Annotated in this window: 23 protein-coding genes; 9 read left to right on the top strand and 14 right to left on the bottom strand. The window is 71.1% G+C overall.

Annotated features, from left to right (window positions below):
• Positions 1–79: 79 nt before the first annotated feature.
• From ACTWQN_RS35195 to ACTWQN_RS35165, 7 genes are all read right to left on the bottom strand, one after another.
• A complete protein-coding gene (locus ACTWQN_RS35195) occupies positions 80–1,603 on the bottom strand; it encodes an amino acid permease (protein WP_443207990.1) in 1,524 nt (507 codons plus the stop codon).
• Between the two features lie 129 nt (positions 1,604–1,732).
• Positions 1,733–2,656 carry a cation diffusion facilitator family transporter gene (locus tag ACTWQN_RS35190; RefSeq protein WP_443207989.1) on the bottom strand — a complete coding sequence of 308 codons (924 nt, stop codon included), beginning with the start codon at positions 2,654–2,656 and terminating at the stop codon, positions 1,733–1,735.
• Positions 2,657–2,821: 165 nt separating this feature from the next.
• Complete coding sequence (gene manA / locus ACTWQN_RS35185) at positions 2,822–4,078, bottom strand: mannose-6-phosphate isomerase, class I (protein ID WP_443207988.1); 1,257 nt, start codon at positions 4,076–4,078, stop codon at positions 2,822–2,824.
• 105 nt (positions 4,079–4,183) lie between these two features.
• The gene (locus ACTWQN_RS35180; protein ID WP_443207987.1) at positions 4,184–5,263 is read right to left on the bottom strand and encodes a hypothetical protein; all 1,080 of its coding nucleotides are present in this window, start codon (positions 5,261–5,263) and stop codon (positions 4,184–4,186) included.
• Between the two features lie 5 nt (positions 5,264–5,268).
• Positions 5,269–5,484: a Trm112 family protein gene (locus ACTWQN_RS35175; RefSeq protein ID WP_443207986.1), complete on the bottom strand. Its 216-nt coding sequence runs from the start codon at positions 5,482–5,484 to the stop codon at positions 5,269–5,271.
• A gap of 72 nt (positions 5,485–5,556) precedes the next feature.
• The gene (locus ACTWQN_RS35170; RefSeq protein ID WP_443207985.1) at positions 5,557–6,906 is read right to left on the bottom strand and encodes a phosphomannomutase/phosphoglucomutase; all 1,350 of its coding nucleotides are present in this window, start codon (positions 6,904–6,906) and stop codon (positions 5,557–5,559) included.
• Positions 6,907–7,018: 112 nt separating this feature from the next.
• Positions 7,019–7,378 carry a DUF3499 domain-containing protein gene (locus ACTWQN_RS35165; RefSeq protein WP_443207984.1) on the bottom strand — a complete coding sequence of 120 codons (360 nt, stop codon included), beginning with the start codon at positions 7,376–7,378 and terminating at the stop codon, positions 7,019–7,021.
• A gap of 183 nt (positions 7,379–7,561) precedes the next feature.
• On the opposite strand from ACTWQN_RS35165, the gene ACTWQN_RS35160 reads away from it, so the two are divergent.
• On the top strand, positions 7,562–8,035 hold the full coding sequence (locus tag ACTWQN_RS35160; protein WP_443207983.1) for a metallopeptidase family protein: 474 nt from the start codon (positions 7,562–7,564) through the stop codon (positions 8,033–8,035).
• Positions 8,036–8,113: 78 nt separating this feature from the next.
• Here ACTWQN_RS35160 and ACTWQN_RS35155 read toward each other — a convergent pair whose 3' ends face one another.
• Both ACTWQN_RS35155 and ACTWQN_RS35150 read right to left on the bottom strand, forming a co-directional pair.
• The gene (locus ACTWQN_RS35155) at positions 8,114–11,197 is read right to left on the bottom strand and encodes a glycosyltransferase family 2 protein (protein ID WP_443207982.1); all 3,084 of its coding nucleotides are present in this window, start codon (positions 11,195–11,197) and stop codon (positions 8,114–8,116) included.
• Positions 11,198–11,364: 167 nt separating this feature from the next.
• Entirely contained in the window at positions 11,365–11,679 is a 315-nt protein-coding gene (locus ACTWQN_RS35150) for a WhiB family transcriptional regulator (RefSeq protein WP_443207981.1), read from the bottom strand.
• A gap of 483 nt (positions 11,680–12,162) precedes the next feature.
• On the opposite strand from ACTWQN_RS35150, the gene ACTWQN_RS35145 reads away from it, so the two are divergent.
• The 4 genes from ACTWQN_RS35145 to ACTWQN_RS35130 all read left to right on the top strand — a co-directional run bounded on the left by ACTWQN_RS35145 (position 12,163) and on the right by ACTWQN_RS35130 (position 15,853).
• Positions 12,163–12,921: a site-2 protease family protein gene (locus ACTWQN_RS35145; protein ID WP_443207980.1), complete on the top strand. Its 759-nt coding sequence runs from the start codon at positions 12,163–12,165 to the stop codon at positions 12,919–12,921.
• Positions 12,922–12,990: 69 nt separating this feature from the next.
• Positions 12,991–13,983 carry a 2-phospho-L-lactate transferase gene (cofD, locus tag ACTWQN_RS35140; protein WP_443207979.1) on the top strand — a complete coding sequence of 331 codons (993 nt, stop codon included), beginning with the start codon at positions 12,991–12,993 and terminating at the stop codon, positions 13,981–13,983.
• Positions 13,980–15,323, top strand: coding sequence for a coenzyme F420-0:L-glutamate ligase (locus ACTWQN_RS35135; RefSeq protein WP_443207978.1), 1,344 nt, complete (start codon positions 13,980–13,982; stop codon positions 15,321–15,323). The genes cofD and ACTWQN_RS35135 overlap by 4 nt, the downstream gene beginning before the upstream one ends.
• On the top strand, positions 15,320–15,853 hold the full coding sequence (locus tag ACTWQN_RS35130; protein WP_443207977.1) for an NUDIX hydrolase: 534 nt from the start codon (positions 15,320–15,322) through the stop codon (positions 15,851–15,853). Before ACTWQN_RS35135 ends, ACTWQN_RS35130 begins: the two co-directional genes overlap by 4 nt.
• Positions 15,854–15,896: 43 nt before the next feature.
• Here ACTWQN_RS35130 and ACTWQN_RS35125 read toward each other — a convergent pair whose 3' ends face one another.
• Both ACTWQN_RS35125 and manB read right to left on the bottom strand, forming a co-directional pair.
• Positions 15,897–16,805 carry a DNA-3-methyladenine glycosylase family protein gene (locus ACTWQN_RS35125; protein ID WP_443207976.1) on the bottom strand — a complete coding sequence of 303 codons (909 nt, stop codon included), beginning with the start codon at positions 16,803–16,805 and terminating at the stop codon, positions 15,897–15,899.
• 49 nt (positions 16,806–16,854) lie between these two features.
• Positions 16,855–17,952, bottom strand: coding sequence for a mannose-1-phosphate guanylyltransferase (gene manB / locus ACTWQN_RS35120; protein ID WP_443207975.1), 1,098 nt, complete (start codon positions 17,950–17,952; stop codon positions 16,855–16,857).
• A 170-nt stretch (positions 17,953–18,122) separates the two neighbouring features.
• On the opposite strand from manB, the gene ACTWQN_RS35115 reads away from it, so the two are divergent.
• Positions 18,123–18,470, top strand: a complete 348-nt coding sequence (locus ACTWQN_RS35115; protein WP_443207974.1) for a hypothetical protein — start codon at positions 18,123–18,125, stop codon at positions 18,468–18,470.
• Here ACTWQN_RS35115 and ACTWQN_RS35110 read toward each other — a convergent pair.
• The 3 genes from ACTWQN_RS35110 to ACTWQN_RS35100 all read right to left on the bottom strand — a co-directional run bounded on the left by ACTWQN_RS35110 (position 18,467) and on the right by ACTWQN_RS35100 (position 22,013).
• Positions 18,467–19,327, bottom strand: coding sequence for a glycosyltransferase family 2 protein (locus ACTWQN_RS35110; RefSeq protein ID WP_443207973.1), 861 nt, complete (start codon positions 19,325–19,327; stop codon positions 18,467–18,469). The two genes, ACTWQN_RS35115 and ACTWQN_RS35110, sit on opposite strands and share 4 nt — an antisense overlap.
• Positions 19,328–19,461: 134 nt before the next feature.
• Positions 19,462–20,613 (bottom strand): glycosyltransferase family 4 protein, encoded by a 1,152-nt coding sequence (locus tag ACTWQN_RS35105; RefSeq protein ID WP_443207972.1) that lies wholly within the window; start codon positions 20,611–20,613, stop codon positions 19,462–19,464.
• A gap of 302 nt (positions 20,614–20,915) precedes the next feature.
• The gene (locus tag ACTWQN_RS35100; protein ID WP_443207971.1) at positions 20,916–22,013 is read right to left on the bottom strand and encodes a glycosyltransferase family 4 protein; all 1,098 of its coding nucleotides are present in this window, start codon (positions 22,011–22,013) and stop codon (positions 20,916–20,918) included.
• Between the two features lie 138 nt (positions 22,014–22,151).
• On the opposite strand from ACTWQN_RS35100, the gene ACTWQN_RS35095 reads away from it, so the two are divergent.
• From ACTWQN_RS35095 to ACTWQN_RS35085, 3 genes are all read left to right on the top strand, one after another.
• Complete coding sequence (locus ACTWQN_RS35095) at positions 22,152–23,084, top strand: glycosyltransferase family 2 protein (RefSeq protein ID WP_443207970.1); 933 nt, start codon at positions 22,152–22,154, stop codon at positions 23,082–23,084.
• A gap of 121 nt (positions 23,085–23,205) precedes the next feature.
• Entirely contained in the window at positions 23,206–25,716 is a 2,511-nt protein-coding gene (locus tag ACTWQN_RS35090; protein ID WP_443207969.1) for a glycosyltransferase, read from the top strand.
• Complete coding sequence (locus ACTWQN_RS35085) at positions 25,706–26,755, top strand: glycosyltransferase family 4 protein (protein ID WP_443207968.1); 1,050 nt, start codon at positions 25,706–25,708, stop codon at positions 26,753–26,755. Before ACTWQN_RS35090 ends, ACTWQN_RS35085 begins: the two co-directional genes overlap by 11 nt.
• Positions 26,756–26,785: the final 30 nt, after the last annotated feature.

The raw sequence follows: 26,785 nt of genomic DNA, 5'->3' as shown, positions 1-26,785 counted from the left end.
ATCAAGGTGTGGACAGACGCGAAACGGCGCCGCCCGGTCGGACGGCGCCGTTTCAACGATCGAAAACAGGCTGGAGAACCTAGCTGCGGGACACCGGGCCACCGGCTGCAACGTCGCCGGACTGCTGCTGCCCCAGGCGCGAGTGCTTGCGGCTGTACAGGAAGTAGATCACCACACCAGCGGCCATCCAGACCACGAACCGGACCCAGGTCAACGCGGTCAGGTTCAGCATCAGCCAGACGCAGGCGATGATCGCCAGGATCGGCACCAGCGGCACCAGCGGAGCCCGGAAGCCACGCGGCAGGTCGGGCCGGGTCTTGCGGAGCACGATCACGCCCAGCGACACCAGCACGAAGGCGAACAGCGTGCCGACGTTGACCATCTCTTCCAGCTTGTCCGCCGGGAAGAAACCGGCCGCGATGATCACGACCACCCCGACCAGCAGGGTGGCGCGGACCGGCGTGCCGTGCCTCGGGTCGGTCTTGGCCAGCCCGCGCGGCACCAGACCGTCGCGGGACATCGCGAACAGCACGCGGGTCTGCCCGAGCAGCAGCACCATGACGACCGTCGTCAGACCGGCCAGCGCGCCGACCGAGATGATCGCCGCCGCCCAGGTCACGCCGTGCTGGGCGAATGCCGTGGCCAGCGTGGCTCGGGTGCCGTCCTCGGCGGTGGCCAGGTCGGTGTAGGGCACCATGCCGGTGACCACCAGCGCGACCGCGACGTAGAGCACGGTGACGATCGCCAGGCTGCCGAGGATGCCGCGCGGCGCGTTCCGCTGCGGGTTGCGGGTCTCCTCCGCGGTGGTGGCGACGATGTCGAAACCGATGAAGGCGAAGAACACCAGCGACGCCGCGGCCAGCAGCCCGAAGACGCCGTAGGTGCTGGTCCCACCGCCGAGGATCAACGACAGCAGCGACTGCTCCAGCTTCGGGCCGGACTCCGTGGCGCTCTGCGCAGGCGGCACGAACGGCGTGTAGTTGGCCGCGTTGACGTAGGCCAGGCCAACCACGATGACCAGCAGCACCACGGCCACCTTGATCAGTGTGATCACCAGGCTGACCCGGGCGGACAACTTCGTGCCGAGGGCGAGCAGCGTGCACAGCACCGCCACCAGCAGCACCGCACCCCAGTCGAACTGCAGCGGTCCCAGCGGCAGCACCGTGGGCACGTCCAGACCGATCAGCCCGAGCACCTGCTCCAGGTAAACCGACCAGCCCTTGCCCACCGCCGCCGCGGCGACGGCGAACTCCAAGATCAGGTCCCAGCCGATGATCCAGGCGATGAACTCGCCGAACGTGGCGTAGGAGTAGGTGTAGGCGCTACCCGCGACCGGCACCGTCGAGGCGAACTCGGCGTAGCACAGCGCGGCGAGCCCGCAGGCGATGGCCGCGAGCACGAACGCCAGTGACACCGAGGGACCAGAAACGTCGCCTGCGGTCCTCGCGGCGAGTGTGAAAATACCGGCACCGATGACCACCGAAACCCCGAAGACGATCAAGTCCCAGGTGCCGAGGTTCTTTCTTAACTTGGTGTCCGGTTCGTCGGTGTCCAAGATGGATTGCTCAACCGACTTGGTTCGCCACAGCCCAGTGCCTGGCACTGTCGCCCTCCCTCATGAATCCCAAATGGTGGGTCGCACAGTAACCCGGCAATGTCTCAATAGGAACTGGCTGACTTGTGTCCGCCACGCGTTTCGTCAACGCGCTGTGATGCGCCCCACCATGCCTGGTCAGCGCGCCGTGGCCCGGCCTCGTTCCAAGTCCGGTTCCAAATAGATCAGTCGCGCCGCAGGCACCTTCGCCCGGATCCGCGACTCGGCCGCGTCGATCGCATCGGCCACCTCCGCCACCGACAACGCCGGGGAGAGGCCGATCTTGGCGGCCACCAACAGCTCTTCCGGGCCGAGGTACTGGGTTCGGATGTGGATCACCTTCTCGACGCCGTCGGACTCCAGCTGGGCCACGATCTCGTCGAGCACGTCGCGGTTCGCGCCTTCCCCGATGAGCAGGCTCTTCGTCTCGATGATCAGCACGATCGCGATCACCCCCAACAGCACGCCGATGCACACCGTGCCCACCCCGTCCCACACCGGGTCGCCGGTCAGCACCGTGAGGCCAACGCCACCGAGCGCCAGCGCCAGGCCGACCAGCGCGCCGAAGTCCTCCAGCAGCACCACCGGCAGTTCCGGTGTCTTGGCCTGGCGGATGAACTGCCACCAGGTCAGGCCGCCCTTGAGCACCCGCGATTCCTTGATCGCGGTGCGGAAGCTGAAGGCCTCCAGGCCGATCGCGATCAACAGGATCAGCACCGCCACCCACGCCGACTCCAGCGGCTCGGGGTGGTCGATCTTGTGGATGCCCTCGTAGAGCGCGAACACCGAGCCGAGGGTGAACAGCAGCAGCGCGACCACGAAGGAGTAGAAGTAGCGGTCCCGGCCGTAGCCGAAGGGGTGTTCTTCGTCGGGTTTGCGCTGCGAGGTCTTCCGGCCGAGCAGCAGCAGGCCCTGGTTGGAGGTGTCGGCGAGCGAGTGCACCGATTCCGCCAGCATCGACGATGAGCCGGTGAACAGGAATCCGCCGAACTTGGCCACGGCGATGCCCGCGTTGGCGACCAGTGCGGCCACGATGGCCTTGGCCCCGCCTCCTGCTGACACGATTTGTCTCCCGATTCGCTTTGCGGTCCGGCCCGCGCCGTTGTCGGGAGAAATCTACCGGGTGCTCCGGGTCGGCGAGCGACGAAGTGGGCGGAAGTCCGAGCGCCTGCTCTGCTGGCTCGCACCCCGCTGCGGTACGAGGAATGGTCGCTTCGTGGCGCCGTTTCAGAACCTACCGGCGGCGGCGCGGAACACCTGGGCGCTGCCGTCTTCGTCGAGTTCGACGGGATGCACCTGCACCGCCGGATCGGATGCGGCCAGCCACACCGACTGGCCGCGAGCCAACCGCAGTTCGTCTGGCAGCGCCCCGTTCGTCCGATGTGCACTGCTGGTCAGCTGGACGCCGCCCTTGGTGCACAGCAGTATCTGCGGCCCAGGCGAGTCCAGTTGGACGGCGCCGGATTCGGCCGGTGTCCAGTCCAGCCTGGACAGTTCGAACTCGTTGGCCGGGGTCCGGTAGGCGGTCAGGTTGGCGTCCAGCGATTCGCCCTTGAGCACCCGCATGTCGCCGCAGGCGAAGTCCAGCACCCGCAGCAGTTCCGGGACGTCGACGTGCTTGGGGGTCAGCCCGCAGCGCAGGATGTTGTCGGAGTTCGCCAGGATCTCGATGCCGGTGCCGTGCAGGTAGGCGTGCAGGTTCCCGGCGGGCAGGAAGATCGCCTCGCCCGGCTGCAGCACGAGTCGGTTCAGCAGCAGACTCGCGAGCACCCCGGCGTCGTTCGGGTACGCCTCGCCGAGTTCGAGCACCGTCCGGCATTCGAGGGCGAACTCGCCGCGCCCCCGCACGTGCGCCACGCAGGCTTCGAGCAGGTCCGGCAGCACCTCGCGCAGGTAGTGCTCGGGGAGGGTGATCCAGGTGGTGAACAAGGCGCGCAGCCCGTCAGCATCGGGCTGCGCGGCGAGCAGTTCGCGGTGCGCGCGCAGGCTCGGAACGGCCAGTTCGTCCAGCAGCCGCACGGTGCGCTGCGCCTCGCGGAACCCGGCCAGCGCGTGGAACTCGGTCAGCGCGCAGATCAGTTCCGGTTTCGCGGTGGGATCGGGGTAGTTGCGGTTGGGGGCGTTGCGCGCGAGGCCCGCCTCTTCTTCCCGCTGGAAGCCTTCCGCGGCCTGCTCCGCCGACGGATGTGCCTGCAAGCTCAGCGGTTCGTCGGCGGCGAGCACCTTGAGCAGGAACGGCAAGCGGCCGCCCCAGCGCTGCACGCACCGCTGGCCCAGGTGGTGGGCGGGGTCGGCGTCCAGCAGGGACAGCAGCGACACCTCGTCCCCGTCGGGCCGGATCACCCGCGACGGGTCGCCGGGGTGCGCGCCCATCCACAACTCGGCTTCGGGGTGGGGTGTCGGAACGGGCCGACCGAGCAGATCAGCAATAGCGGTACGCGAGCCCCACGCATAGGGGCGCACCGCGTTCCGCAGTAGCTCCACAGTCGTTTCTCGCTTCCTCGTCTTGCGCAGCTCGTCCGCAGCACCCAGCACAGCACACCGCGTCGGGTCGGCGGGCCGCATCGGGGCGTTCCCTGAAACTTTCCCTCAACGCACCGCAAGTGCGGGCCAGCCGGGTCCGTTCAGGGTTCCGGCGGCCAACCCCAGGTACACGGCGGCCAGATCGAATCGGGTGGCCAGCGCCGCGGCCCGCAGCACCGCGTCGGCGCGCACCGACTCACCCGGTGTGACCAGGTCCGCGCCGGGCAAATCCCGCATCGCGGCTCGTTCGAAGACCTCCCCCTGCGCGTCGTGCCGCGCGCTGACCAGGAACACGCGCAGCAGGGCGGCCGAGTTGTCCTCGGGGTCGGCGAACAGATCGGCCTCGGAGCCGATTCCGGCGGCGACGCGGTGCAGCGCCCGCTCGGTGGCGGCCTGCGGGTAGTCGGCGACATCGGAGGGCACACCCGCGTAGCTGCCGAGCGCGAACGCGCCGTGCGCCGCCACCGCCGTGGAAACCGGGTCGAGGCCCCACAGCAGCGGGGTGCGATCGGCCAGGCGCAGCGCCAGCGACTTCGCGGGGTTGATCAGCGACTCGTGGCTCGGGTGCGCGCGTTCGGCTTCCCGATCCAGTTCGTCGGCGAGTTCTTCGGCGTCGAAGCGCAGCAGGCCGAGGGCGGCGAACGTGCTGAGCCCGGCCGCGAAGACGTGGGCGAACGACAGCGCGGGCGGCACCGGGATGCGCGGCGAGAGCAGTTTGGCGCGGCCCGCTCCGGCGGCGGCGACCGGGCCGTCCGACGGGACCGCCAGCACGACGGTCGCACTGCGGCGGCAGGCCACCGACACCGACTCGGCGAGCACCGCGTCGCCGACGTCGTCGGTGTGCGCGAAGACGACGTCCAACGCGCCGACCCACGCCGGAATCGACTCGGCGATCACCAGCGGAACCGGGCATCGCGGACCGGTCAGCGCGGCGAGCAACCGGCAGACCGCGGGTCCGACGCCCGGCCGCGCCAGCAGCACCAGAGCGCGCGGGCGACCGTCGGCGAGGTCGTCCAGGCCGATCTCGGTCGCGGTCTCCATCGCAGCGCGGACCTGTGCGCCGGAGAGGGCCGCGAGCCGCAGCAATCCGCTGGAGTCCACGTCGGCCAGCCTGGCCGGATCGTCGAAGAGACTGTCGTCCAGCACGAACGTCACCCCTCACCGGCGGCGCCGGGGGCCGGGCCCCCGACGGCCTCTTCCAGCAGCAGCACGGGAATTCCGTCCCGGACCGGGAAGCTACGGCCACAGGAGGTGCAGGTCAGGTAGTCGGCCTGCGCGTCATCGGCCAACCCGGGCCGCAGCGCCGCGTGCTGCGGGCACGGGCAAGCCAGGATCTCCAACAACTGTGGTTGCAGGTCAACGGCCACTTTTCCTCCCAAACTCGCCCGCGCGGCGTCGCGGACGCGCTACCGCTCGGGCGTCGCGGCGACGCCGGAACTTCACCCTCGGACGACCGCCAGCACCTCGTCGCGCAGCGCGGCCATGGCGTCAGTGTCCCTTGCCTCCACGTTCAGCCGGAGCAGCGGTTCGGTGTTGGACGGGCGCAGATTGAACCAGGATCCGTCCGACAACTCCACGGTAAGCCCGTCCAGCTCGTCCACACGAGCGCCAATTCGGGCGCCGAAGGCTGCGGCGACAGCACGCATCCGGTCCTGCTGGTCGTCGACCGTGGAGTTGATCTCGCCGGAGGCGACGTACCGCGAGTAGTCGGCCATCAGCTCGGACAGCGGCTGGTCCTGACCGCCCAACGCGGCGAGGACGTGCAGCGCGGCGAGCATGCCGGAGTCGGCGCGCCAGAAGTCGCGGAAGTAGTAGTGCGCGGAGTGCTCGCCACCGAAGATCGCCCCGGTCTCGGCCATCGTCTGCTTGATGAACGAGTGGCCGACGCGGGTGCGCACCGGCTTGCCGCCGTGTTCGGCGACGATCTCGGGCACCGCCTTGGAGGTGATCAGGTTGTGGATGATGGTGCCGCCGGGCTCCTTGGCCAGTTCGCGGACCGCCACCAGCGCGGTGATCGCGCTCGGCGAGACCGGCTCGGCCCGCTCGTCCACCACGAAGCAGCGGTCGGCGTCGCCGTCGAAGGCGAGTCCGGCGTCGGCCCCGACTTCGCGGACCTTGGCCTGCAGGTCGACCAGGTTCGCCGGGTCCAGCGGGTTGGCCTCGTGGTTGGGGAACGTGCCGTCCAGTTCGAAGTACATCGGCACCAGCTCGACCGGCAGGCCGTTGAAGACGGTCGGCACGGTGTGCCCGCCCATCCCGTTGCCCGCGTCCACCACGATCTTCAGCGGGCGGATGACGCTGAGGTCGACCAGCTCGCGCATGAAGGTGGCGTACTCGGCGGTCAGGTTCCGCTGGGTGACGGTGCCCTTGGCGCCCAGGAACTCCGGCACCCCGTGGGTGGCCAGCTCTTGGATCTCGGACAGGCCGCTGTCCTGGCCGACCGGGGCGGCGCCGCCGCGGCACATCTTGATGCCGTTGTAGCGGGCCGGGTTGTGGCTGGCGGTGAACATCGCGCCGGGCAGGTCGAGCCGCCCGGAACCGAAGTACAGCATGTCGGTGCTGGCCAGGCCAATGTTGATCACATCGACGCCCTGCCCGGTGACGCCTTCGGCGAACGCTTCGGCCAGTCCCGGCGAGGAGTCCCGCATGTCGTACCCGACGACCACGGCCGGGCCGCCGACCAGCCGCGTGAACGCGGCGCCGATCTCCCGCACCACGTCGGTGTCGAGGCCGTCCCCGACCACCCCGCGGATGTCGTAGGCCTTGACGATCCCCGACAGGTCCCGCACGCTGCACCCTCCCCGTTTTCGCGTCAGACACCCCTCGTGGCCCGAAGCCTACCGGCGATCGAGTTTCCGGCGACGACGCCTGCGCACAGCCGAGCTGTTGGTCACGAGCTGTTCATTCGTCGATCGGATCGGGCAGCGCCCGCAGGTGTCCACGACGGCTCCCACCTGCGGTGAAGCCCGGGGCTTCGACCGGCCGATCGGGGCGACCGGCCTCCCGCACGGCCTCGGCGAGCGCGGTCAGATCGTCGTCGGAGGGCTCCGGTGGCGCGAACTCGCCTTCGTGCCGCACGACCTCCCAGCCCTTGGGCACCGTGAGTCGCAGCGCGTGCGCTTCGCAAAGGTCGTAGCTGTGCGGCTCGGCGTAGGTGGCCAGCGGGCCCACGACCGCGGTGGAGTCCGCATAGGCATAAGTGAGCGTGGCGACGGCCGGGTTGGTACACCCGGTCCGCGAGCAACGCCTCACGCTCCGCACGACACGCACGATAGCGCCCCCGCTCGGGCGTGCGGCGCAGGCACGCGGAAACCGCCCCCGACGGGGCCCGCGAACAGCGGGTTCCGGCGTGTCTGCTCTGCGCGAACGCCCGGGGCGAGCGGCTGCCGGAAATCCCGCCGCGGCTTGTCCCGTCGTCGGTTGTCGAGGGCGTACTCTCGGCGCGTGGTGACCGCACGTGGATCTCGGCGTCGAAGCCGCCTCCGGCGGGACCGGCGCGGCCGTGGCCTGCGCGGACCCCTGTACCCGTCCTCGGTTCCGGTGTCCCGCAGCCGCTCGCAGCGCTTCGATGCGCTGGTGCTGGAGGCGCTCGAACCGATCGAGCAGCGCTGGCACGCGGAGCTGACCCAGCTCGACGTGGCCGTGGACGAGGTGCCGGAGATCAAGAGCACCACCCCGGAGAAGCTGGTGTGGGACGACGACGTGGTGGTGGACGCCAACGTGCCACTGGCCCGGCTGGTCCCGGCGGGCGTCGACCGGCGCGGGTTGCCGACTCGCGCGCGCATCGTGCTGTACCGCCGACCGCTGGAAGCCCGCGCCCGCGACGGCACGGACATGGCGGATCTGCTGCACGACGTGCTCGTCGAACAGGTCGCCACCTATCTCGGGCTGGACCCGGACGTCATCGAAGGCCAGTGACCGACCGCTGGTGCCCCGTGCTGCGGTGCGGCCGGTTTCGCGCGAAATCGCCGCGTCCTGCTCCGGGCTCGTGACGGTTCAGGGGAGCCGGTGGGGCCGGGCGCGGCGGCGTTCTGGGAGGGCGGCGACGACGGTGAAGAGGATGACCGCCGCCTGCAGGCCCAGCAGCGCGGTGCGGGGGATCTCGGTGTAGCCCACCCGCACTTCGGCGGAGTTCTCCGGCAGCGGGATCGCCACCTGGTGGCCCCAGGCGGTGGCCAGCGGGAACGGTCGACCGTCGATCCGGACGTACCAGCCCGGCTCGTTCTCCGCGCCGAGGACCAGCGCCCGACCAGCCCCGCCTTCGGACACCCGGACGGTGAAATTCGGCAGCCGGGCGTCCACCGGCAGTGGTCGCGCCTCGGGGGTCGGCTCCGGCTCGGTTCGCGCCGCCCGCGCGAGGTCGGGTCCGAGCAACTCGACGGGGCTGCTCGGCAGCAGCAGGCGCAGCACGCGCCGCCCGTCGGAGCGCCGGTCGTGCTCGGCCACCAGGTCCGCGGCGAACTCCGGCAGCCGGGAACCTGGTGGCACCGCGATGAACCCCACACCCCGAGCCGCGGTCGCCGCGAGCGCTCCGCGCGCCCGAGCGGGGTCGGTGGACTGCAGGTCGTCGTCCACCCGGCGCAGCCAGTTGACGGCGGTGCCGACCGGTACGAGGTCGTCGTCGCCGAAGCGGGGGCCGGTGCCGTCCACCAGCCGGGCAGGTTGCGGCCCGGGGTCGAGGACCAGCAGCGAGCCCGGTAGATCCGCGGCGCTGCGCTGCCCGGCGCGCAGCGGTCCGCCGAGCGTGGCGAACGCCGCGGCGCAGGCCAGGCCGAGCAGTCCGACCGCCAGCAGCGGGATCAGGATCCTGCCTGGAACACGGGGTTTTCCGGCCACCAGCACCACCCACCCGCAACCGGCGGCGGTGATGACCAGCGGCGCGCCTGTCCAGCCGGTGGTGCTGGGCCCGCCGGTGATCGGCTCGGCCGAGACCACGTCCACCAGAACGGCCAACGCCCAGCCGAAGATCGCGACGGCGGCGCCCAGCAGCATCCGCTGGGTCCCGGCCGTCACCAGCGCCGCGAGCACGAAAAGCGCGCCGACCACGCTCACCGGTGATCCGTCCGGGCTCAACGCGAGCAGCCAGGCCCCGGCCGGGAGCTCGACGGTCCGTGCGCCGAGCCCGTGCAGCAGCAGCTGCGGATGTTGCAGCAGCACGACCGGCCAGGGCAGCAGGCAGCCAACGGAGAGCAGCACCACCGCGGCCAGCCCGACCACGCGGCGCCGACCACGCGAGTCCCGGCCGGGCACGGCGACGAAGGCGAGCAGGGCCAGCACGATCAGCGCGACGTGCAGCAGCGGCGCGAACGCACCCAGCACCGCCAGACCGAGGGCGGTCAGGCATGCCGTCCCCAACCACTGCCCGTCGGAACGCCAGATCACCGCCGCGATACCGGCCAGCAGCAGCGGCACCAGGATGTGCGCGACAACGACGTCCAGGCGGCCCTGTCCGGCCGAAAGCGCAGCCGCGGGCAGCAGGGCGTAGCCGCCCGCCACGAGTGCTCGCCGCAGCCGCGACACCGGCAGCGCGCGAGTCGCGAGGTAGGCGCTCAGGCCCGCGAGCGCGGTGCCGAACAGCAGCAGCGCCGAAACCACCACCGACGGTCCACCTAGGACGGTGCCGAGCAGCGCGAGCACCAGCAGCGATGGCGGAGCCGCCGAGCCCGTACCGCCGCTGACCGGATGCCATGCCGCCAGGTAGTCCTGCCACGTGGTGCCCAAGTCGGCCACCGGCAGCAACCGGCCGCCTGCCAAACCTGCCCCGAACCGATCGGTGAGCAATCCGTTGGTGATCAACGCGAACACCGCGAGTGCGACCGTGAGCACCACGGGTGGCGTCAACACCAGCTCGCGGACCATCCGCCAGCGGTCGACGGGGACGAGCAGCAGGTCGGCTCGGGCCGTGTCCCTCGGCGATGGTGACGGTTTCGGCACCGAGGTCGCCGGCACCGGCACCACGACCAGCCCGGCCGGACGCAGTCCCGCCGCCTGCACCGGCTCATCGGCAACGGCCTTGATCAGGTGGCCGTCCGGCGCCCGCCGCAACAGCAGATCGCGCCGCACCCGCTCGCGGACCAGGGCCGCGAAAGCGCCGCGCAGCAAATTGCGAATTCTCGCCGAACGACTTGTTAACAGTCCGCGGACACCGTGCCGGATCGGGATCTGCGCAGCGCGCGCCGCCCGACCGGCCAGCAGTTTCAGCCGCCCGCCGAGCAGCCCGCGCAACACCGCCAGTTCGGCGGCCGAATCGGTCCAGCGCCGCAGCGCCGCGAAGCCGCACATCCGCAACAACGCCAGGCAGAACAGCCGCGGCAGGCCGATCAGGAAGGCCGACATCGACGAGTTGACCAAGAACGTGCGCACCGCGCTGATCCGCTGCTCGGCACGTGATCGGCGCCGCGCGGCCGCGTGCCGCATCCTCGCGTCGGGAACCCACCGGACGCCGTGTCCGTCCAGGTTGAACCGCCACCCCAGGTCGACGTCCGCATCGCAGGACGGGTCGAAGCCGTGCAGCTTTTCGAAGACGTCGCGCCGAACCAGCGCCCCCGCCGTCGTCACCGCCAGCACCTCCGACACCGGCGGAGCCGCACCGATCAATTCGGGGTCCAGTTCGGACGGTCCGATGCCGGTCTGCCGACCTCCGGCCGCATCGGTGCTCAGGCCCGCGTCCACCACGAGCCGCGGATCAGCCCAGTCCAACCCGAGCGGGCCGAGCAGCGCCGCCGTCGAATCCAGTTCGGCGGCCTGCAACAACCGCTGCAAGCATTGCGGCTCGGGCGCGCAATCGTCGTGCAACAGCCACAACCAGCGTCCCGGATCAGCCCACCGCCGCGTCCCGTGCGCGACCGCTTCGGCGACTGCCTCGCCGAAGGGCGTTTCGCGGGATGTGGTGAGCACATCGTCGACGATCCGATCCGCGCGGGCCTGCGCCAACAATTCCGCCGTGCGGTCGGTCGAGCCGGTGTCCACGGCCAGCAGGTACCGTGGCCGCTCGGTCAGATCGCCCAGTGCGGCAAGCACATCCGGCAGCCAGGGCTCGCCGTCGTGACAAACCAACACCGCCAGCACCGGCGCGACCAAAATGCCTCCCGCGAAACTGATCGACTACCGCAGAACGGTAATGCACCAGCAGCGGAAGAAAACCCCTCAAACGAAACAGCTGGATCCATTGGTCGTGCGGCGCAACATCAGCCGCGGCCTGGACCCGGTGTTCCGGACGCATCGGGGCTTGCGCCCACTGGCTCCGATCAGACCGCGCGACGCTTGAGCTTGCGGCGCTCCCTTTCGGACAGTCCGCCCCAGATGCCGAAGCGTTCGTCGTGCTGCAACGCGTACTCCAGGCATTCGGACCGCACTTCGCAGCCCGCGCAGATGCGCTTGGCCTCCCGCGTCGAGCCGCCCTTCTCCGGGAAGAACGCCTCCGGATCGGTCTGCGCGCACAACGCGCGCTCCTGCCATTCCTGTTCGTCCTCGCTCAGCTCGAACAGTTCGGCCAGGATGTCGAGTTCGGCCGCGGTAGCATCCCCACGCTCCGCGAGTCGGTTGTCTCCTGATTCCCACATTGTTGGTTCCCCCGATATCTCCCGTTCCCACCGGCCCTCCCCAGGGCCGGAACAGGACGCACTCCTGCTCGCAGGTTTGCCCGGTCCCCAAAGTTCGGGGGCCTGGTACTTCGACGACTCCAGCCGTCGCCGATCGGCTGCGCCGCCCGCCCTCTCACCGCTGGCGGTGCCTCGATCGACCGGTGCCCGCCCGGATCTCCCGCATCCGGTCGGCCGCTCCCGAGATCATCTACTTGGCATCCAGCCGAGCAACGATCATTTCGGCGGCGAATGACACTGCTGTGATTACACCCGTGTAGCTCCTTGCGGTCAAGCGGAGACCTTCCGTAGGGGGACACCCTGACCTCCGGCTGCTCAGCACCGTTGCTGAGCACGTTCGGCGCATCGCCGGTACTCCGTCCGACGCAACGTCGACCCCCCAAGATCATGCATACCACCCCATGGTCATCTTCGCCGGGCGGTCGTTCGTGGACACTGGACGGCGTGACCAATTCCGCGGCGCGAATAAGCCCCCTGTTCCTGGCCCTCGTCGGCTTGACCGTGCTGGGCGGGGTGCTCGCCACCCTGGACAACAACGCCACGCGGATCACCGGCGTCGTGCTGATCGTGCTCGGCGGCTGGGCGACATCGCTGTGCCTGCACGAGTTCGGCCACGCGATCATTGCCTACCGCGGTGGCGACTGGTCGGTCCGCTCGAAGGGCTACCTGACGCTGGATCCCCGGCGCTACACCGATCCGGTCCTGAGCATCGTGCTGCCGTTGATCTTCGTTGCGCTCGGCGGTATTCCGCTGCCGGGCGGTGCGGTGTGGATCAACCACCACGCGTTGCGCTCCCGGCGCATCGAGTCGATGGTGTCGCTGGCCGGGCCGCTGACGAACCTGGTGCTCGGCCTGCTGATCGCCACCGCCGTGGCGCTCGTGCCGATGCCGATCGGCCTGTCCTCCGGGCTGTCCTACCTGGCTTTCCTGCAGGTGATCGCGTTCGTGCTGAACATCCTGCCGATTCCCGGCCTGGACGGGTACGGCGCGATCGAACCGTGGTTGTCCGGACCAGCGCAGCGGTTCGGCGCGAAGGCGCGCCCGTGGGCGCCGCTGGTGCTGTTCCTGCTGCTGATCGGGGTGCCGTTCGTCGGTGAGGCGTTCTTCGGTCTCGCCTACTTCGTGTTCGACCTGGTCGGCGGCGATCCGGGGCTGGGCTACCTGGGGCAGAGCATGTTCCGCAGCATCTTCGGGTTCCTGTGACGCGTCCGCTGGTTGGGAGCTCGCAGGTTCGCGCCTTCGCGCTCCGGCCGCCGTGCGAGGATCGGGTCCGTGAAGGTCGTAGTTCTGGTCGGCGGGGTCGGTGGCGCGCGGTTCTTGCTCGGCGTCAAGGCGGCGCTGGGGCTGCCCGCCACCGGCGAGCCCAAGCAGCGGTCCGAGCACGAGATCACCGCCGTGGTCAACGTGGGCGACGACGTGTGGATGCACGGGTTGCGGGTCTGCCCGGACCTCGACACCTGCATGTACACCCTCGGCGACGGCATCGACTCGGCGAAGGGCTGGGGCCGGGTCGACGAGACCTGGTCGGTCAAGGAGGAACTGGCGGCCTACGGCGCTGAGCCGAGTTGGTTCGGGCTCGGCGACCGGGACATCGCCACCCACCTGGTGCGGTCCCGGATGCTGCGCGCGGGCTATTCGCTGTCGGCGGTGACCGAGGCGCTGTGCGACCGGTGGCGGCCGGGGGCGCGGCTGCTGCCCGTCACCGACGACCGGGTCGAGACGCACGTCGCCATCGACGATCCGGAGTTGGGCGAGCAGCGCGCGGTGCACTTCCAGGAGTGGTGGGTGCGTCACCGTGCGGAGCCGAAGGCGCACGCGATCGTGCCGGTGGGCGCCGACGAGGCGAAGCCGACACCGGCGGTGCTGGACGCCATCGCCGGTGCCGACGTGGTGCTGCTGGCGCCGTCGAACCCGGTGGTCAGCATCGGAACACTGCTGGCGGTGCCGGGTTTCCGCACCGCGCTGCGGGAGTCCTCGGCCCCGGTGGTGGGGCTGTCGCCGATCGTCGGGGGGCGACCGCTGCGGGGCATGGCCGATGCGTGCCTGGCCGCGATCGGGGTGGACAGCACCGCCGAGGCGGTCGGTCGGCACTACGGATCCCGCCAGGAAGCCGAGGGCATCCTGGACGGTTGGCTGGTGCACACCGGCGACAGCGCGGTGGTTCCCGGGGTGCACGTCCGCGCGGTCCCGCTGTTGATGTCCGATGTGGACGCCACCGCCGCGATGGCCCGGGCGGCGTTCGACCTTGCCCAGGAGGGGCGATGAAGGATCACGCGGCCGCGGCCGGGCTGCGCCTGTTCGCAGTGGGCGGATTGCCCGAGTTCGGCCCGGGGGACGACCTGGCCGCGTCGATCGCGGCCGCCGCGCCGTGGCTCAGCGACGGCGACATCGTGGTGGTCACCAGCAAGATCGTGTCGAAGGTCGAGGGCCGGTTGGTGTCCTCGCCGCGCGATCCGGAGCTGCGCGACAAGCTGCGCCGCGAGCTGGTGCTGGCCGAGTCCACCTACGTGCTGGCCCGCCGGGGCCGCACCTTGATCACCCAGAACAAGCTCGGCATCGTGCAGGCGGCCTCCGGGGTGGACGCCTCGAACGTGCCGCTCGACCAGATCGCGCTGCTGCCGGAGGACCCGGATGCCTCGGCGCGGCGGCTGCGGGCCGGGCTCGCCGACCGCCTCGGCGTCCAGGTGGGCGTGCTGGTGACCGACACGATGGGCCGCGCCTGGCGGGTCGGTCAGACCGACGTGGCGATCGGTTCCGCTGGGCTCGGTGTGCTGCACCGCTATGCGGGCAACACGGATTCGCAGGGCAACGAGCTGGCCGTGACCGAGGTGGCGGTGGCCGACGAGATCGCCGGTGCGGCGGATCTGGTCAAGGGCAAGCTGGGTTCGGTCCCGGTCGCCGTGGTGCGCGGTCTGACGACCGAGGACGACGGTTCCAGCGCGCGGGAGCTGGCGCGGACCGTCGAGGAGGACCTGTTCTACCTGGGCACCGCCGAGGCGCTGGCGCAGGGCCGTCGCGAGGCGGTGCTGATGCGCCGCTCGGTGCGGTCGTTCGCCGATGATCCGGTCGACGCCGATGCGGTGCGCCGCGCGATCGGGGCGGCGCTGACCGCGCCCGCGCCGCACCACACCCGTCCAGTCCGGTTCGTCTGGCTGCGCGACCGTCCACTTCGGACGAAGCTGCTGGATGCGATGCGCACCGCCTGGCTGGACGACCTGCGCGCCGACGGACTGGCCGAACAGGCCGCGCAGCGGCGGGTCTCGCGTGGCAACCTGCTCTACGCCGCACCGGAAGTGGTGCTGCCCTTCCTGGTGCGCGAGGGTTCGCACGACTACCCCGACCAGCAGCGCAGCGCGGCTGAACGGCAGATGTTCACCGTCGCGGGCGGGGCCGCGGTGCAGGGTCTGCTGGTGGCGCTGGCCGCCGAGGAACTCGGGTCGTGCTGGGTGTCTTCGACGCTGTTCTGCCCGGATGTCGTGCGCGCCGCGCTCGACCTGCCCGACTCGTGGGAGCCGCTGGGTGCGGTGGCGGTCGGTCATCCCGCGGAGCCCGTCGACGGGCCGCGTGAGCCCCGGGACCTCGACGGCGGATTGGTGGAGTTGTGAGCGGACCTCACGCGGACGCGCTGCGCGTGCTCGGCCGATGGCGGCCCGACGATCCGCAGCAGGAGGCGCTGCGCCACGCGTTCCTGACCTTGCTGGACGCCCGCTCGGATGCCTGCCTGCGGGCGTGCGAGCCGGGGCACGTGACGGCGTCGGCCGTGCTGCTCGACGCGGCGGGCGAGAACGTGCTGCTCACCCTGCATCCGCGGGTGGGGGCGTGGTTGCAGCTCGGCGGCCACTGCGAGCCCGCGGACACCTCGCTGGCCGGTGCGGCGCTGCGCGAGGCGACGGAGGAGTCCGGTGTGGACGGTCTGGTGGTGGAGCCGGAACCGGTGCACCTCGACGTGCACCCGATCACCTGCTCGCTCGGCAAGCCCACGCGGCACTTCGACGTGCGCTTCGTGGTCCGCGCACCCGAGGGAGCCCAGCCGACCCGCAGCGAGGAGTCCCTCGACCTCCGCTGGTGGCCGCTCGACGCCCTGCCCGAAGGCTCAGACCTCGGCCCGATGATGACCGCAGCCCAGCGCCGTTGAAGCGAAGCGGTCACTCCATGGGGGTCTGTGAACAGAAGCGCGGTCACATGGTGCGGTAGTTGCGGATGGGCATTCGGGGGGCGTGGCGGGGGCGGTTGACACCGATTGCGCCGAGGTACCGGACAGCTCGGTGGCGGTGGCCCGCGTAGGGGGCGAGGGCTTCGAGCATGCCTTCGTCGTCCAGCGGGTGGCCGACCAGGGCCGTGCCGACGATCGTCGGCAGGTGGAAGTCGCCGACGCTGACCGCGTCCGGGTCGCCCCAGGCCCGCTGGGCGACTTCGGCCGCCGTCCACGGGCCGATGCCGGGCACCTTCTGCAACAACTCGCGGCCTTCGGCGCCGCGCAGCTCGACGGCCCGCTCCAGCCGACCGGCCACCGACGCGGCGGCGATCAGGGTGCGGCGCCGGGCGCCGTCGATGCCCGCTCGATGCCACTCCCAGTCCCGGATCCGGCGCAGCTGCACGGGATCCGGTGCCACCCAGAGCTTCTCGACCGGCCCCGGCGCGCGGCTGCCGAAGCGCCAGCAGAGCTCCCGCCAGGACCGCCACGCTTCCCGGTTGGTGACCTTCTGCTCCAGAACCGCGGCCACCAGCACGTCCCAGACCCGGCCCGAAGCGCACAACCGCACCCCGCGCGATGCCCGCCGACCGCGCTCCACGACGTCGTGCACCGCGACGAAACCCGTGTCGTCGTCGGAAGCGCCCAGCAGATCCGGAACGCCGTCCAGCACCAGGTGCGCGCCCGGGCCCCACGCCGTCGCGAGCACCGTGCCGTCGCGATCCTTCCGCAACCGCAACGTCGCGGGACCGGTCGCGGTCGTGGTGCCCCACCACAACTCGCCCGCCTCGACCCGCGTGGTGGGGTCACCGCTGCCCCGGCGCAGCGGGGCCAGCACCCGCGGCAGATCCAGCGGGTACGGCGGGCGCCAAGTCCGGGTCAGGGCATCGCTCATGGTTCTCCGCGACGCACGTCGTTGCGACGCGCGAGGCGATTCGTGCTGGTCAGTCCGCGGAGAACCGCACGCCGTTCGGCGGTAGTTCCACACCGGGCCACACGCGCACTCCGTTCAGCAATTCGCAGTCGGCACCGATCCTCGCACCATCGCCGATGATCGCGTCGCGCAGCACGGCCCCCGGTCCGATCGTCGCCGCGGTGCCGATCACGCAACGCTCGACCACCGCGCCAGGCGCCACGCGGACCCCGTCGAAGAGCACGGACTCGACCACCCGCGCGCCGGACTCCACCACGCTGCCCGCACCGATGGTGCTTCCGCCGCCGACTTCCGCGTCGGCGGCCACCGATGCGCCCGCCAGCACCAGCGCTTCGCCGCGCGCACCGGGCAACGCGTGCGACGGTGCCACGCCGAGCACCAGGTCCGCCGAGCCGCGGATGAACGCCGCCGGAGTTCCCATGTCCAGCCAGTACGAGGTGTCGATGTAGCCCTGCACCCGCGCGCCCGAGGCGAGCAGTTCGGGGAACGTCTCGCGCTCCACCGACACCGGCCGCCCCGCCGGAATCGTGTCGATCACCTCGCGCCGGAACACGTAGCAGCCCGCGTTGATCTGGTCCACCGGCGGGTCCTCGGTCTTCTCCAGGAACGCGGTGACCCGCCCGTCGGCATCGGTGGGCACGCAGCCGAACCACCTCGGGTCCGCGACCTTGACCAGGTGCAGCGTTACGTCCGCCGCGGCGGCGCGGTGGGTTTCCAGCAGTTTCGCCAGGTCCACCCCGGAGAGGATGTCGCCGTTGAAGACCAGCACGTCGTCGGCGCTGAGCCGGTCCGCGACGTTGCGGATCGCACCGGCGGTGTCCAGCGGCTCCGGCTCGACGACGTACTCCAGCCGCAGGCCGAAATCGGCGCCGTCACCGAAGTGTTCGGCGAACACCTCCGCCTTGTAGGAGGTGCCGAGCACCACGTGCTCGATACCGGCCGCCCGGATCCGGGACAGCAGGTGGCTCAGGAACGGGACTCCGGCAGTCGGCAGCATCGGCTTCGGCGCCGAGAGGGTCAGGGGGCGCAGCCGCACCCCTCGACCACCCACCAGCACGACCGCTTCCGCAGTGGGCGACGCGGCCGGGTCCTGCGCATCGGCGGACATCGGCGTTGTTCCTCCTCTACGTGAGGGACTTCAGTAACGAAAACCCATTGGGGGGAATACTCTGGCAGGAGCAACGGCATAATGAACAGCGGGCCCGCCCCCAGCGGCCGTGCCCAGTTCGACGCCCGCCCCGCGGACCACCGACTGCGAACGACTGAGAGGGCATCCCCATGGACCCGCGCCTCCGAGCCGACGAAGCACTTGCTCGCGCGCGGGCACGCGGCGCGTTCGTCGTCACCCCCGACAATGCCATCTCGCCGATGGACGCCGCGAGCACCGTTCGCATCCCGCGCGAAGTCATCAGCCAGGCCGATCCGGCGGACACCACGCAGGTGCTCCCGTCCACCGGTCAGCAGCGGCCGCAGGCCCAGCCGGAACCCCAGCACAGCGGCTGGCCGACGGAGGATTACGGGCAGCGCCAGCAGAACTTCCCGCCGAACCCGTACCACGCGCAGCGCGCTCCGAACGAGTTCGGGCCGTTGGGTTCGCAGGCCAACCAGCACTACCCCCAGTACTAGCGGGTTTCGATGCGCGCGCGAGCGGCCAGCGCCGCGCGCAGCGCGATCCGCAGCGGCACCCAGGCGGGGCCCGGGTAGCGGTCGGCCAGGTAGCGGTAGGCGCTGCGGTGGTGTTCGGCGAGCATCCGCTTGGCGGCTCCCGAGGTGGAATGCCCGCCGATGTGCATGATCTCCGCAGTCGGCACGTAGACGTTCAGCCAACCCGCCTTGCCCAACCGGTCGCCGAGGTCGACGTCCTCGAAGTACATGAAGTAGCGCGGGTCGAAACCGTCCACCGAATCGAATGCCGTCCGCCGCAGCAGCAGGCACGAGCCGGACAGCCAGCCCGCCGGGCGTTCGCTGATCGCCGCCTCGGACTGCCGGTAGGACCGGGTCCACGGGTTCTCGGGCCAAACCTTGCCCAGCAGTGCGTGGCCCGCGCCGCGGCCGATGGACGGCAGCAGCCGCGCCGACGGGTAGACGGTGCCGTCGGGTTCCTTGATCAGCGGGCCGAAGGAGCCGCCGCGCGGCCAGCGCTCGGCGGCGGCCAGCAGCTCGTCCAGCGCCCCCGGCTGCCACTCCAGGTCCGGGTTTGCGATGACCACCCAGCCGTACCGCGCGTCGAGCTCGGCAACCCCTCGGTTGGCGCCGCCGCCGTAGCCGAGGTTGCCGCCGGTGGGCACGAAGTCGACGTTGGCGCGTTCGGCGGCGACCCGCTCCGGGGCGCCGTCGGTGGAACCGTTGTCGGCGAGCACCACCCGGATCGATCGCTGCGTCGCCTTCTCCAGGGTGTCGAGGAACCGCTCCAGGGTCTCGCCCGGCGAATAGGTCACGGTGACAACGGCGAGCTCGTCGCCGTAGGTGCGCGCGTCGGTCACGTCGTCACATTCTGCCGAACAGCACTGGACGCACCGCCACCCGAGGCCGGTTTCGGTGCGGCAGCGCCGCGCAACCGGCTGCCGCGCGTTGGGCGCTGAACCGCAAATATCGCCCCCCACCAGGGGAAACGTGGTCAGCGGGAGTGGGTGTGGATGTGGTGGGCGCGGGCGTAGGTGGCGCGGTGTTGCGTCGCGCAGGCCGCCCAGGTGAACTCCTTGGCCCGCAGCTGTGCCGCGACCGCCAGCGCGGCGCGGCGGGCCGGATCGTCCAATAACTCCGTCAGACCGGTGGCGATGTCGCCCGCCCCCACCCCGCAGTAGGCGACCGCATCGCCACCGACCTCGGGCAGGCTCAGCCGCCGCGTGGTGAGCACCGCGGCGCCGCAGGCCATCGCCTCCAGCACCGGCAGGCCGAACCCTTCGCCGAGGCTCGGGTAGGCCACCAGGTGCGCGCCGCCGAGGAACCCGGACAGCTGCTTGAACGGCAGGTAACCGGCCCGGATGACCCGGATCCGGTGCGGCACGGCCTCCAGGGCTCGCTCGACGCGGGTGTCCCAACCGGGCTGTCCGGCCAGCACCAGCGCGGGCGAGTCGCCGCGGCCCTGGCAGGCGAGCATGAAGCCGCGGATCAGGGCGGGCACGTTCTTGCGCGGTTCCAATGCCCCGAGGAACGCGACGTACGGCTGGTCGTGCAGGCTCAGCCGGTCGCGCACCTCCTGGATCTCCTCCGGTGTCGGCGGGTGGAACCGCTCCGGGTCCACGCCGTGGTACATGACCGGCATCCTGGCGCGTTCCGCGCCGACCGACCGGGAAAGTTCCGCGGCGGTGGCCTGGCTCGGCACGATGCAAAGGGTCGCGCGGCGCAGCGCGGTGCGCGTCCACGCGCGGAAGAACCTGGCCTTGACCGGGGAGTGCACTGCCGGATTGGTGAAGAACGTCGCATCGTGCAGGGTGACCACCGAGGCGGCGGGATTGGCCAACGGTGTCGTGTAGTGCGGCGAGTGCAGGACGTCGATCCCGAGTCGCCGCACCAGTAACGGCAGGGTGGTCTGCTCCCAGGTCAGCCGCGCGGTCCGGGTCGCGACGGCTTCGGTGGCGGGCACCACATCGGTGTGCGGGGCGATGGTCGCGTACAGCTCGGCGTCGCGGGGCTGGCAGGCGACGCTGATCCGGGCGCCGTCGGTGTCCAGGGCCGTCAGCAGGGAGTCGACGTATCGGCCGACGCCGCCACGATCCGCGGGTACAGCGGTGGCGTCGATGAGAACGTGCGGCTCGCCTCTGTGCACCCGAGCAGCGTACGGTGCCGACGGCCAGGTCCGTGACGAGTCGATGAAAATGTGTCCTGGCCTGCCGAAGCGGCCGTCCGGCGGCTCGCACACCGCGCCTGAGCAGCTGTCTGGGCTGTGAGATCTCTTACCCGCCAGCCTTGATCTTGTTCTTCGAAGCGGCGCAGCCGCTTGGCCCACTCGCGCAACTCGCACTGCCGCGGGTTCTCAGTTCGCGCGGGATCGTCAGGTTCGCTACCTGCACCGCCACGCAAAACGAGTTCGAGGACAGGCTCTTGTGCCAGCCAGTTGCGCGAATGGGCTCAGCTGGCGGCGATGTCGAGGTGCACTCGCCAAACCGCGTGCGCGGCCTGTGTCCAGGTGAAATCCGCGACCCGGCGAGTTCCCGCCGCGACCAGTGCCGCGCGGTGCGCGGGATCGTCCACGACGGCGCGCAAAGCCGCGGCGAGCGCAACCGGGTCGGCACGTGGGACCGCCACACCGGCGCCACCGGCGACTTCGACCAGGGCGGGCGCATCGGAGTGCACGACGGGCACGCCGAGCGCCATCGCCTCGACGATCGGCAGACCGAAACCCTCGGCGAGACTGGGTGCGGCCAGCGCGGTCGCGTTCCGCAGCAGTGCCGCGAGTTCGGTGTCGGAAACCGACTCCAGCAGGCGCACCCGGTCCGCACCGCACTCCGCGGCGATCCGCGCGATGTCCACACCGCCCCAACCTGGACGGCCGACGATCAGCAGCGCGGCATCCGGGGCGGTGGGCTCGGCCATCGCCCGGACCAGGTGCTCGTAGCCCTTGCGCGGCTCGACGGTGCCGATCGCCAGCACGTACCGCGCGGGCAGCTCCAGCCCTTCGACGACATTCGGATCCGGCTCGGCCAGCAGGTCCGGGGTGACGCCTTCGCCGATGACCCGCAGCCCGGCGGTGATCTCGGTGTGCCGCGCGAGGTCGGCGGCGACCGCCGCGGTGGGCACCACCAGCGCGTCGGCGTGCCGAGCGGCCCGGCTGATGGCCCGTCGGTGCCAGGAAACTCCGCGCGGCGTCAGGGTTTCCGGATGCGTCCACGGGACGGTGTCGTGCACCGTCACCACCAGGCCGCGCCCTCGCTTGGCGGGCGGGGCGAGCGGTGTCATGGCGTGCACGGAGTCGCCACCGGGCCACAGCGGCAGGCCGCGTTCCCAGGACGCGATCAGGGCGCGACGCGGGAGCGGGAGCACTCGCGGCCCCCGCACACCGGGAACCCGGGCGGCCGCGGGATCGCTGCTGCGGCTGACCACGCTGCTCAGCTCCCAACCGGCTGGCGCGGTTTCGGCCATCGCGCGCAGCAGCTCCCGCGTGTAGCGGCCGGTTCCGCCGGGAACGGGGGCGAGCAGCTGCTCGGCGATCGTGACGAGCTCGGGCACCCGACCAGCGTGCCACGCCGCCCGAGGCCGTCGGCCGGGCCTGCCGATTCGCCGTTCTCGCAGGTCGGCAAGGCTGTGCGGACGTGGCGGCGGTGGCCGCGACCGCTCCGGGGTGGCCGGGACGTAACGTCTTCGGGCGTGACGGCGTCGGAACGGGTGCGCAGCACCGTGATCGTGGTGACCTGGCGAGGACGGGACCACATCGAGGCCTGCCTGGACGCCTTGGCCGCCCAGGATCGTCCACATAGGATTCTCGTGGTGGACAACGCTTCCGACGACGGCACGGCAGACCTGCTCGCGGCGCACCCCGCGAATCCGGAAGTGCTGCGGTTGAGCCGGAATCTTGGCTACGCGGGCGGCATCGCCGCCGCGCTCGACCGGATCCGCACGCCGTACCTCGGATGGCTCAACGACGACGCCGCGCCAGCCCCCGACTGGCTCGCCGCCCTCGAAGCGGCGCTCGACGCCGATCGCGGTGCTGCCGCGGCGTCGTCGGTGCTGCGCACCCCGGACGGCCGCGTGCAGTCCGTCGGCGTTCGCCTGACCTCCGACGGCCACGGCGCTGACTCACTCGATGCCGGTGGCGGCGTGTTCGGCTTCTGCGGCGGTGCCGCGCTGCTGCGCACCGCACAGCTCCGATCCATCGGCGGGGTTCCGGCGCACTTCTTCTGCTACTACGAGGACACCGACACCTCGTGGCGGCTGCGCCTGGCCGGGCACGACATCGTCCCGGCTCCCGGGGCCCGCGCCGCGCACCTGCACGGTGCGACGACGGTGCCGGGCTCGGCGCGGTTCCACCGCTGGAACGAGCGCAACCGGCTGCTGATGCTGCTGCGCTGCGCCCCGGCTGCGGTCGCGGTGCGCGAGCTAGCCCGCTTCGCGGCGATCACGTTCACACTACCGCTGCGCCGCGCGGTGCCCGACGCGGCGAATTTCCGGGTTCCGCTGCGGCTGCGCGTGCTCGCCGAAGTCGCGGCGGGCCTCCCGGCGGCGCTGCGCGCGCGACACCGCATCGGCCGCACCGCGGCGACCTCCCGCCGCGAACTCTGGCGGACCTGGGCCGGGCGGTAGGAGCCTTTCGCCCGGAACGGCCGGGTGGACAGGTCTCCAACCCGATACGACGAACACCGGAACACGTCGGTTTGGCCAACACCTCGCAGGGTGCGTTGGTGGATGGTGCACGCTTTAGGGCGTGGCTGAATTGTCCGACCGCAGCAACCTGCCCGTGGTGTCGGTGATCGTGGTCAACTACCGCGGCGCGGACGACACCATCACCTGCGTGCGCGCGCTCCGCGACGAGCTCGACTACCCCGCCGACCGCCTGGAGGTGATCTGCGTCGACAACGCCTCCGGTGACGGCAGCGCGCAGCGGATCCGGGCCGCCGCGCCGCAGGTGCGACTGATCGAGTCGGACACCAACCTCGGCTTCGCCGGCGGCTGCAACCTCGCCGCCCGCGACGCCACCGGCCAGGTGCTGGCCTTCCTCAACAACGACGCCCGACCGGATCGCGCCTGGGTGCGCGCGGCCGTCGCGGCGCTGCGGGCCGAGCCGACCGTGGGCGCGGTCGCCAGCAAGGTCCTGGACTGGGAGGGCCAGCACATCGACTTCGTCGACGGCGGGCTGACCTGGTTCGGGATGGGCTACAAGCGCCACGCCGGGGAAATCGACGACGGTTCGCACGACGCCGCCCGGGACGTGCTGTTCGGAACCGGTTCGGCGTTGTTCGTGCGGGCCGAGTTGTTCGCCGAACTCGGCGGTTTCGACGAGCGCTACTTCATGTTCTACGAGGACGTCGACCTCGGTTGGCGGCTGAACCTGCGCGGCTGGCGGGTCCGCTACGAGCCGCGCTCGCTGACGTTCCACCGGCACCACGCCTCGATGGCCGAGGTGTCCTCGGCGCGCGAGCACTACCTGCTGGAGCGCAACGCGCTGGCGACGCTGTACAAGAACGTCTCCGACGAGACGCTGGCCAAGGCGCTGCCAGCGGCGATGGCGCTGGCCGTGCGGCGGGCCACCGCGCGCGGCGAGATCGACCCGACGCAACTGGAGATCACCCGGCGCGGCGACGGCGAAGACGACAGCCCGGTGCCGATCGATCGCAGTGCGCTGGCCGGAATGCTGGCCATCGACCAGTTCGTCGAGCTGCTGCCGTCGCTGAAGCAGTCCCGCGACGAGGAGCAGCAGGCGCGGGTTCGCACCGACGCCGACCTGGTGCCGCTGATGCGCAAGGCGATGGAGCCCGCCTACCCGCTGCCGCGCTACCTCGCGGCGCACGACGCCCTGGTCGAGGCGTTCGAGTTGGACCGGGTCTTCGGGCGCCCCCGGAAGGTCGTGGTGATCACCGGCGATGCGGTCACCGAGCGGATGGCCGGTCCGGCGATCCGCGCGTGGCACATGGCCGAGGTCCTCTCCGCCGAGCACCAGGTGCGGTTGGTCAGCGTCAACGCCCTGGTCAGCCCGCCGCAGTCGGATTTCGAGGTGTGCGGGGCGAAACCGCGCGAACTCGGCGCGCACGTCGACTGGGCGGACATCGTGGTGCTGCAGGGCCACGTGCTGGAGATGGTGCCCGCGCTCAAGCACGTCGAGTCCACCAAGATCGTGGTGTGCGACGTCTACGACCCGATGCACCTGGAGCTGCTGGAGCAGGGGCGCGACACCGATGACGAGCGCCGCGCGAAGGACCTGGTCGGGGTCACCAAGGTGCTCAATTCCCAGTTGCGGCGCGGTGATTTCTTCCTCTGCGCATCGGAACGGCAACGGCACTTCTGGTTGGGGCACCTGGCCTCGCTGGGGCGCTTGACCCCCGGCCTGTACGACAGCGACCCGACGGTCCGCTCGCTGCTGTCGGTCGTGCCGTTCGGTCTGCCGTCGGTGGCACCGCGGCGCACCGCACCGGCGATCAAGGGCGCTCGGCCGGGCATCTCGGCTGAGGACAAGGTCGTGCTGTGGGCAGGAGGGGTGTACAGCTGGTTCGACCCGCTGACGCTGCTGCAAGCGGTGCACCGGCTTTCCCAGCAGCACAACGATGTTCGGCTCTTCTTCCTCGGCATGAAGCACCCGAACCCGGATGTGCCGGAGATGGGCATGGCCGAGCAGACCCGGAGCCTGGCCCGGCGGCTCGGGTTGACCGACAAGTTCGTGTTCTTCAACGAGACCTGGGTGCCCTACGGCGAACGGCAGAACTACCTGCTCGACGCGGACTGCGGGGTCACCACCCATTTCGAGCACGTGGAGACGACCTTCGCGTTCCGCACCCGGGTGCTGGACTACCTGTGGGCGGGGCTTCCGGTGGTGACCACCGACGGCGACTCGTTCGCCGATCTGGTGCGCGAGGAGGGCATCGGCGTGGTGGTGCCCGCCGAGGATCCCGACGCGCTTGCCGCCGCGCTGGAGAAGGTGCTCTACGACGCGGAGTTCGCCGCCGCGTGCCGCGACCGGATCGACCCGGTTCGGCAGCGTTTCACCTGGGAGTCGGTGCTGGCACCGCTGACCGAGTTCTGCCGGGACGCCCGGCCCGCCGCGGATCGGCTCAGGGCGTCCGCTCCGCTGGTGCGCAGCCCGCGGCTGGGCCGCGTCGAAACGGTGCGCCGGGACATCGGGCTGCTGCGGGAGTACCTCGACGCGGGCGGCCCGCTGGAGGTCGCGAAGCGGGCGACCGGGCGGCTGCGGCGGCTCGCCGGTGAGCGGTTCCGTGGCCACTGACCTGCGCGTTCTGGTCGACGGCACGCCGTTGCTGGGGCAGCGCACCGGGATCGGGCGCTACACCTCGTCCCTGGTCTGCGAACTCGCGTCCACTGCGGACATTCGATTGATCGGGTTCACCACGCGCGGCTGGCGGCGGTTGCGCTCGCTGGCCCCGGCGGGAACGCGGGCGGTGGGGCCACCGATCCCGGCCAGGGTGTTGCGAAAGCTTTGGCAGCACGGCGCTTTCCCGCCGATCGAACTGCTCGGTGGACCGGCGCGGGTGGTGCACGGCACGAACTTCGTGCTGCCGCCGTCGATCCGAGCGGGCGGCGTGGTGACCGTGCACGACCTGGCGTTCCTGGACGACCCGTCGCTGGCGGATCAGGATCTGCCCGCGCTGGTGCGAAGTTCGGTGCGCCGAGCGCGGGCGGTGTGCACGCCGACGGCGGCGGTGGCCGACGCCGTCAGCACCCGCCTCGACGTCCCGCGCGAGAAGATCGTGGTGACTCCGCTGGGTGTCGATCCGGAGTGGTTCTCCGCAACGCCAATGGATTCCACCCTGCGAGTCCAATATGGACTACCGTCGGAGTACCTGCTGTTCGTCGGCGCCGAAGGCCCCCGCAAGGGCCTGCCCGGACTGCTGCGGGCCCACGGACCCGACCTGCCACCGCTGGTCATCGCGGGCCCGGCCGATGCGGGTCGGCACGGCGAAGTGATCCGCACCGGTTACCTGCCCGACGACCGGCTGCGCAGCCTGGTCGCCGGAGCCAGCGCGCTCGTGCTGCCATCCCGGGACGAAGGATTCGGCCTACCAGCCCTGGAAGCTCTCGCCTGCGGCGTACCGGTGGTGTGCTCGGACCTCCCGGCGCTGCGCGAAGTCACCGCAGGCCAAGCGATCCACTTCCGCTACGGCGACCCGACCGCCCTGCACGAGGCCCTGCACCGGGCCCTGACCAACCCGCCGAACGCGGCAACCGGCCGAACGCGGGCGAGAACCTTCACCTGGCAGAACTGCGCCGAAAAAACCCTCACGGCCTACCACCGCGCAACAACCTGACCAGCCCCCGGAAAACGTCAGGCCAGGCTC

It is taken from the genome of Saccharopolyspora antiqui (assembly GCF_052246905.1).
Taxonomy (GTDB): domain Bacteria; phylum Actinomycetota; class Actinomycetes; order Mycobacteriales; family Pseudonocardiaceae; genus Saccharopolyspora.
The sequence above is the reverse complement of the archived record's forward strand: the minus strand, read 5'-3'. Positions and strand labels throughout refer to the sequence as shown.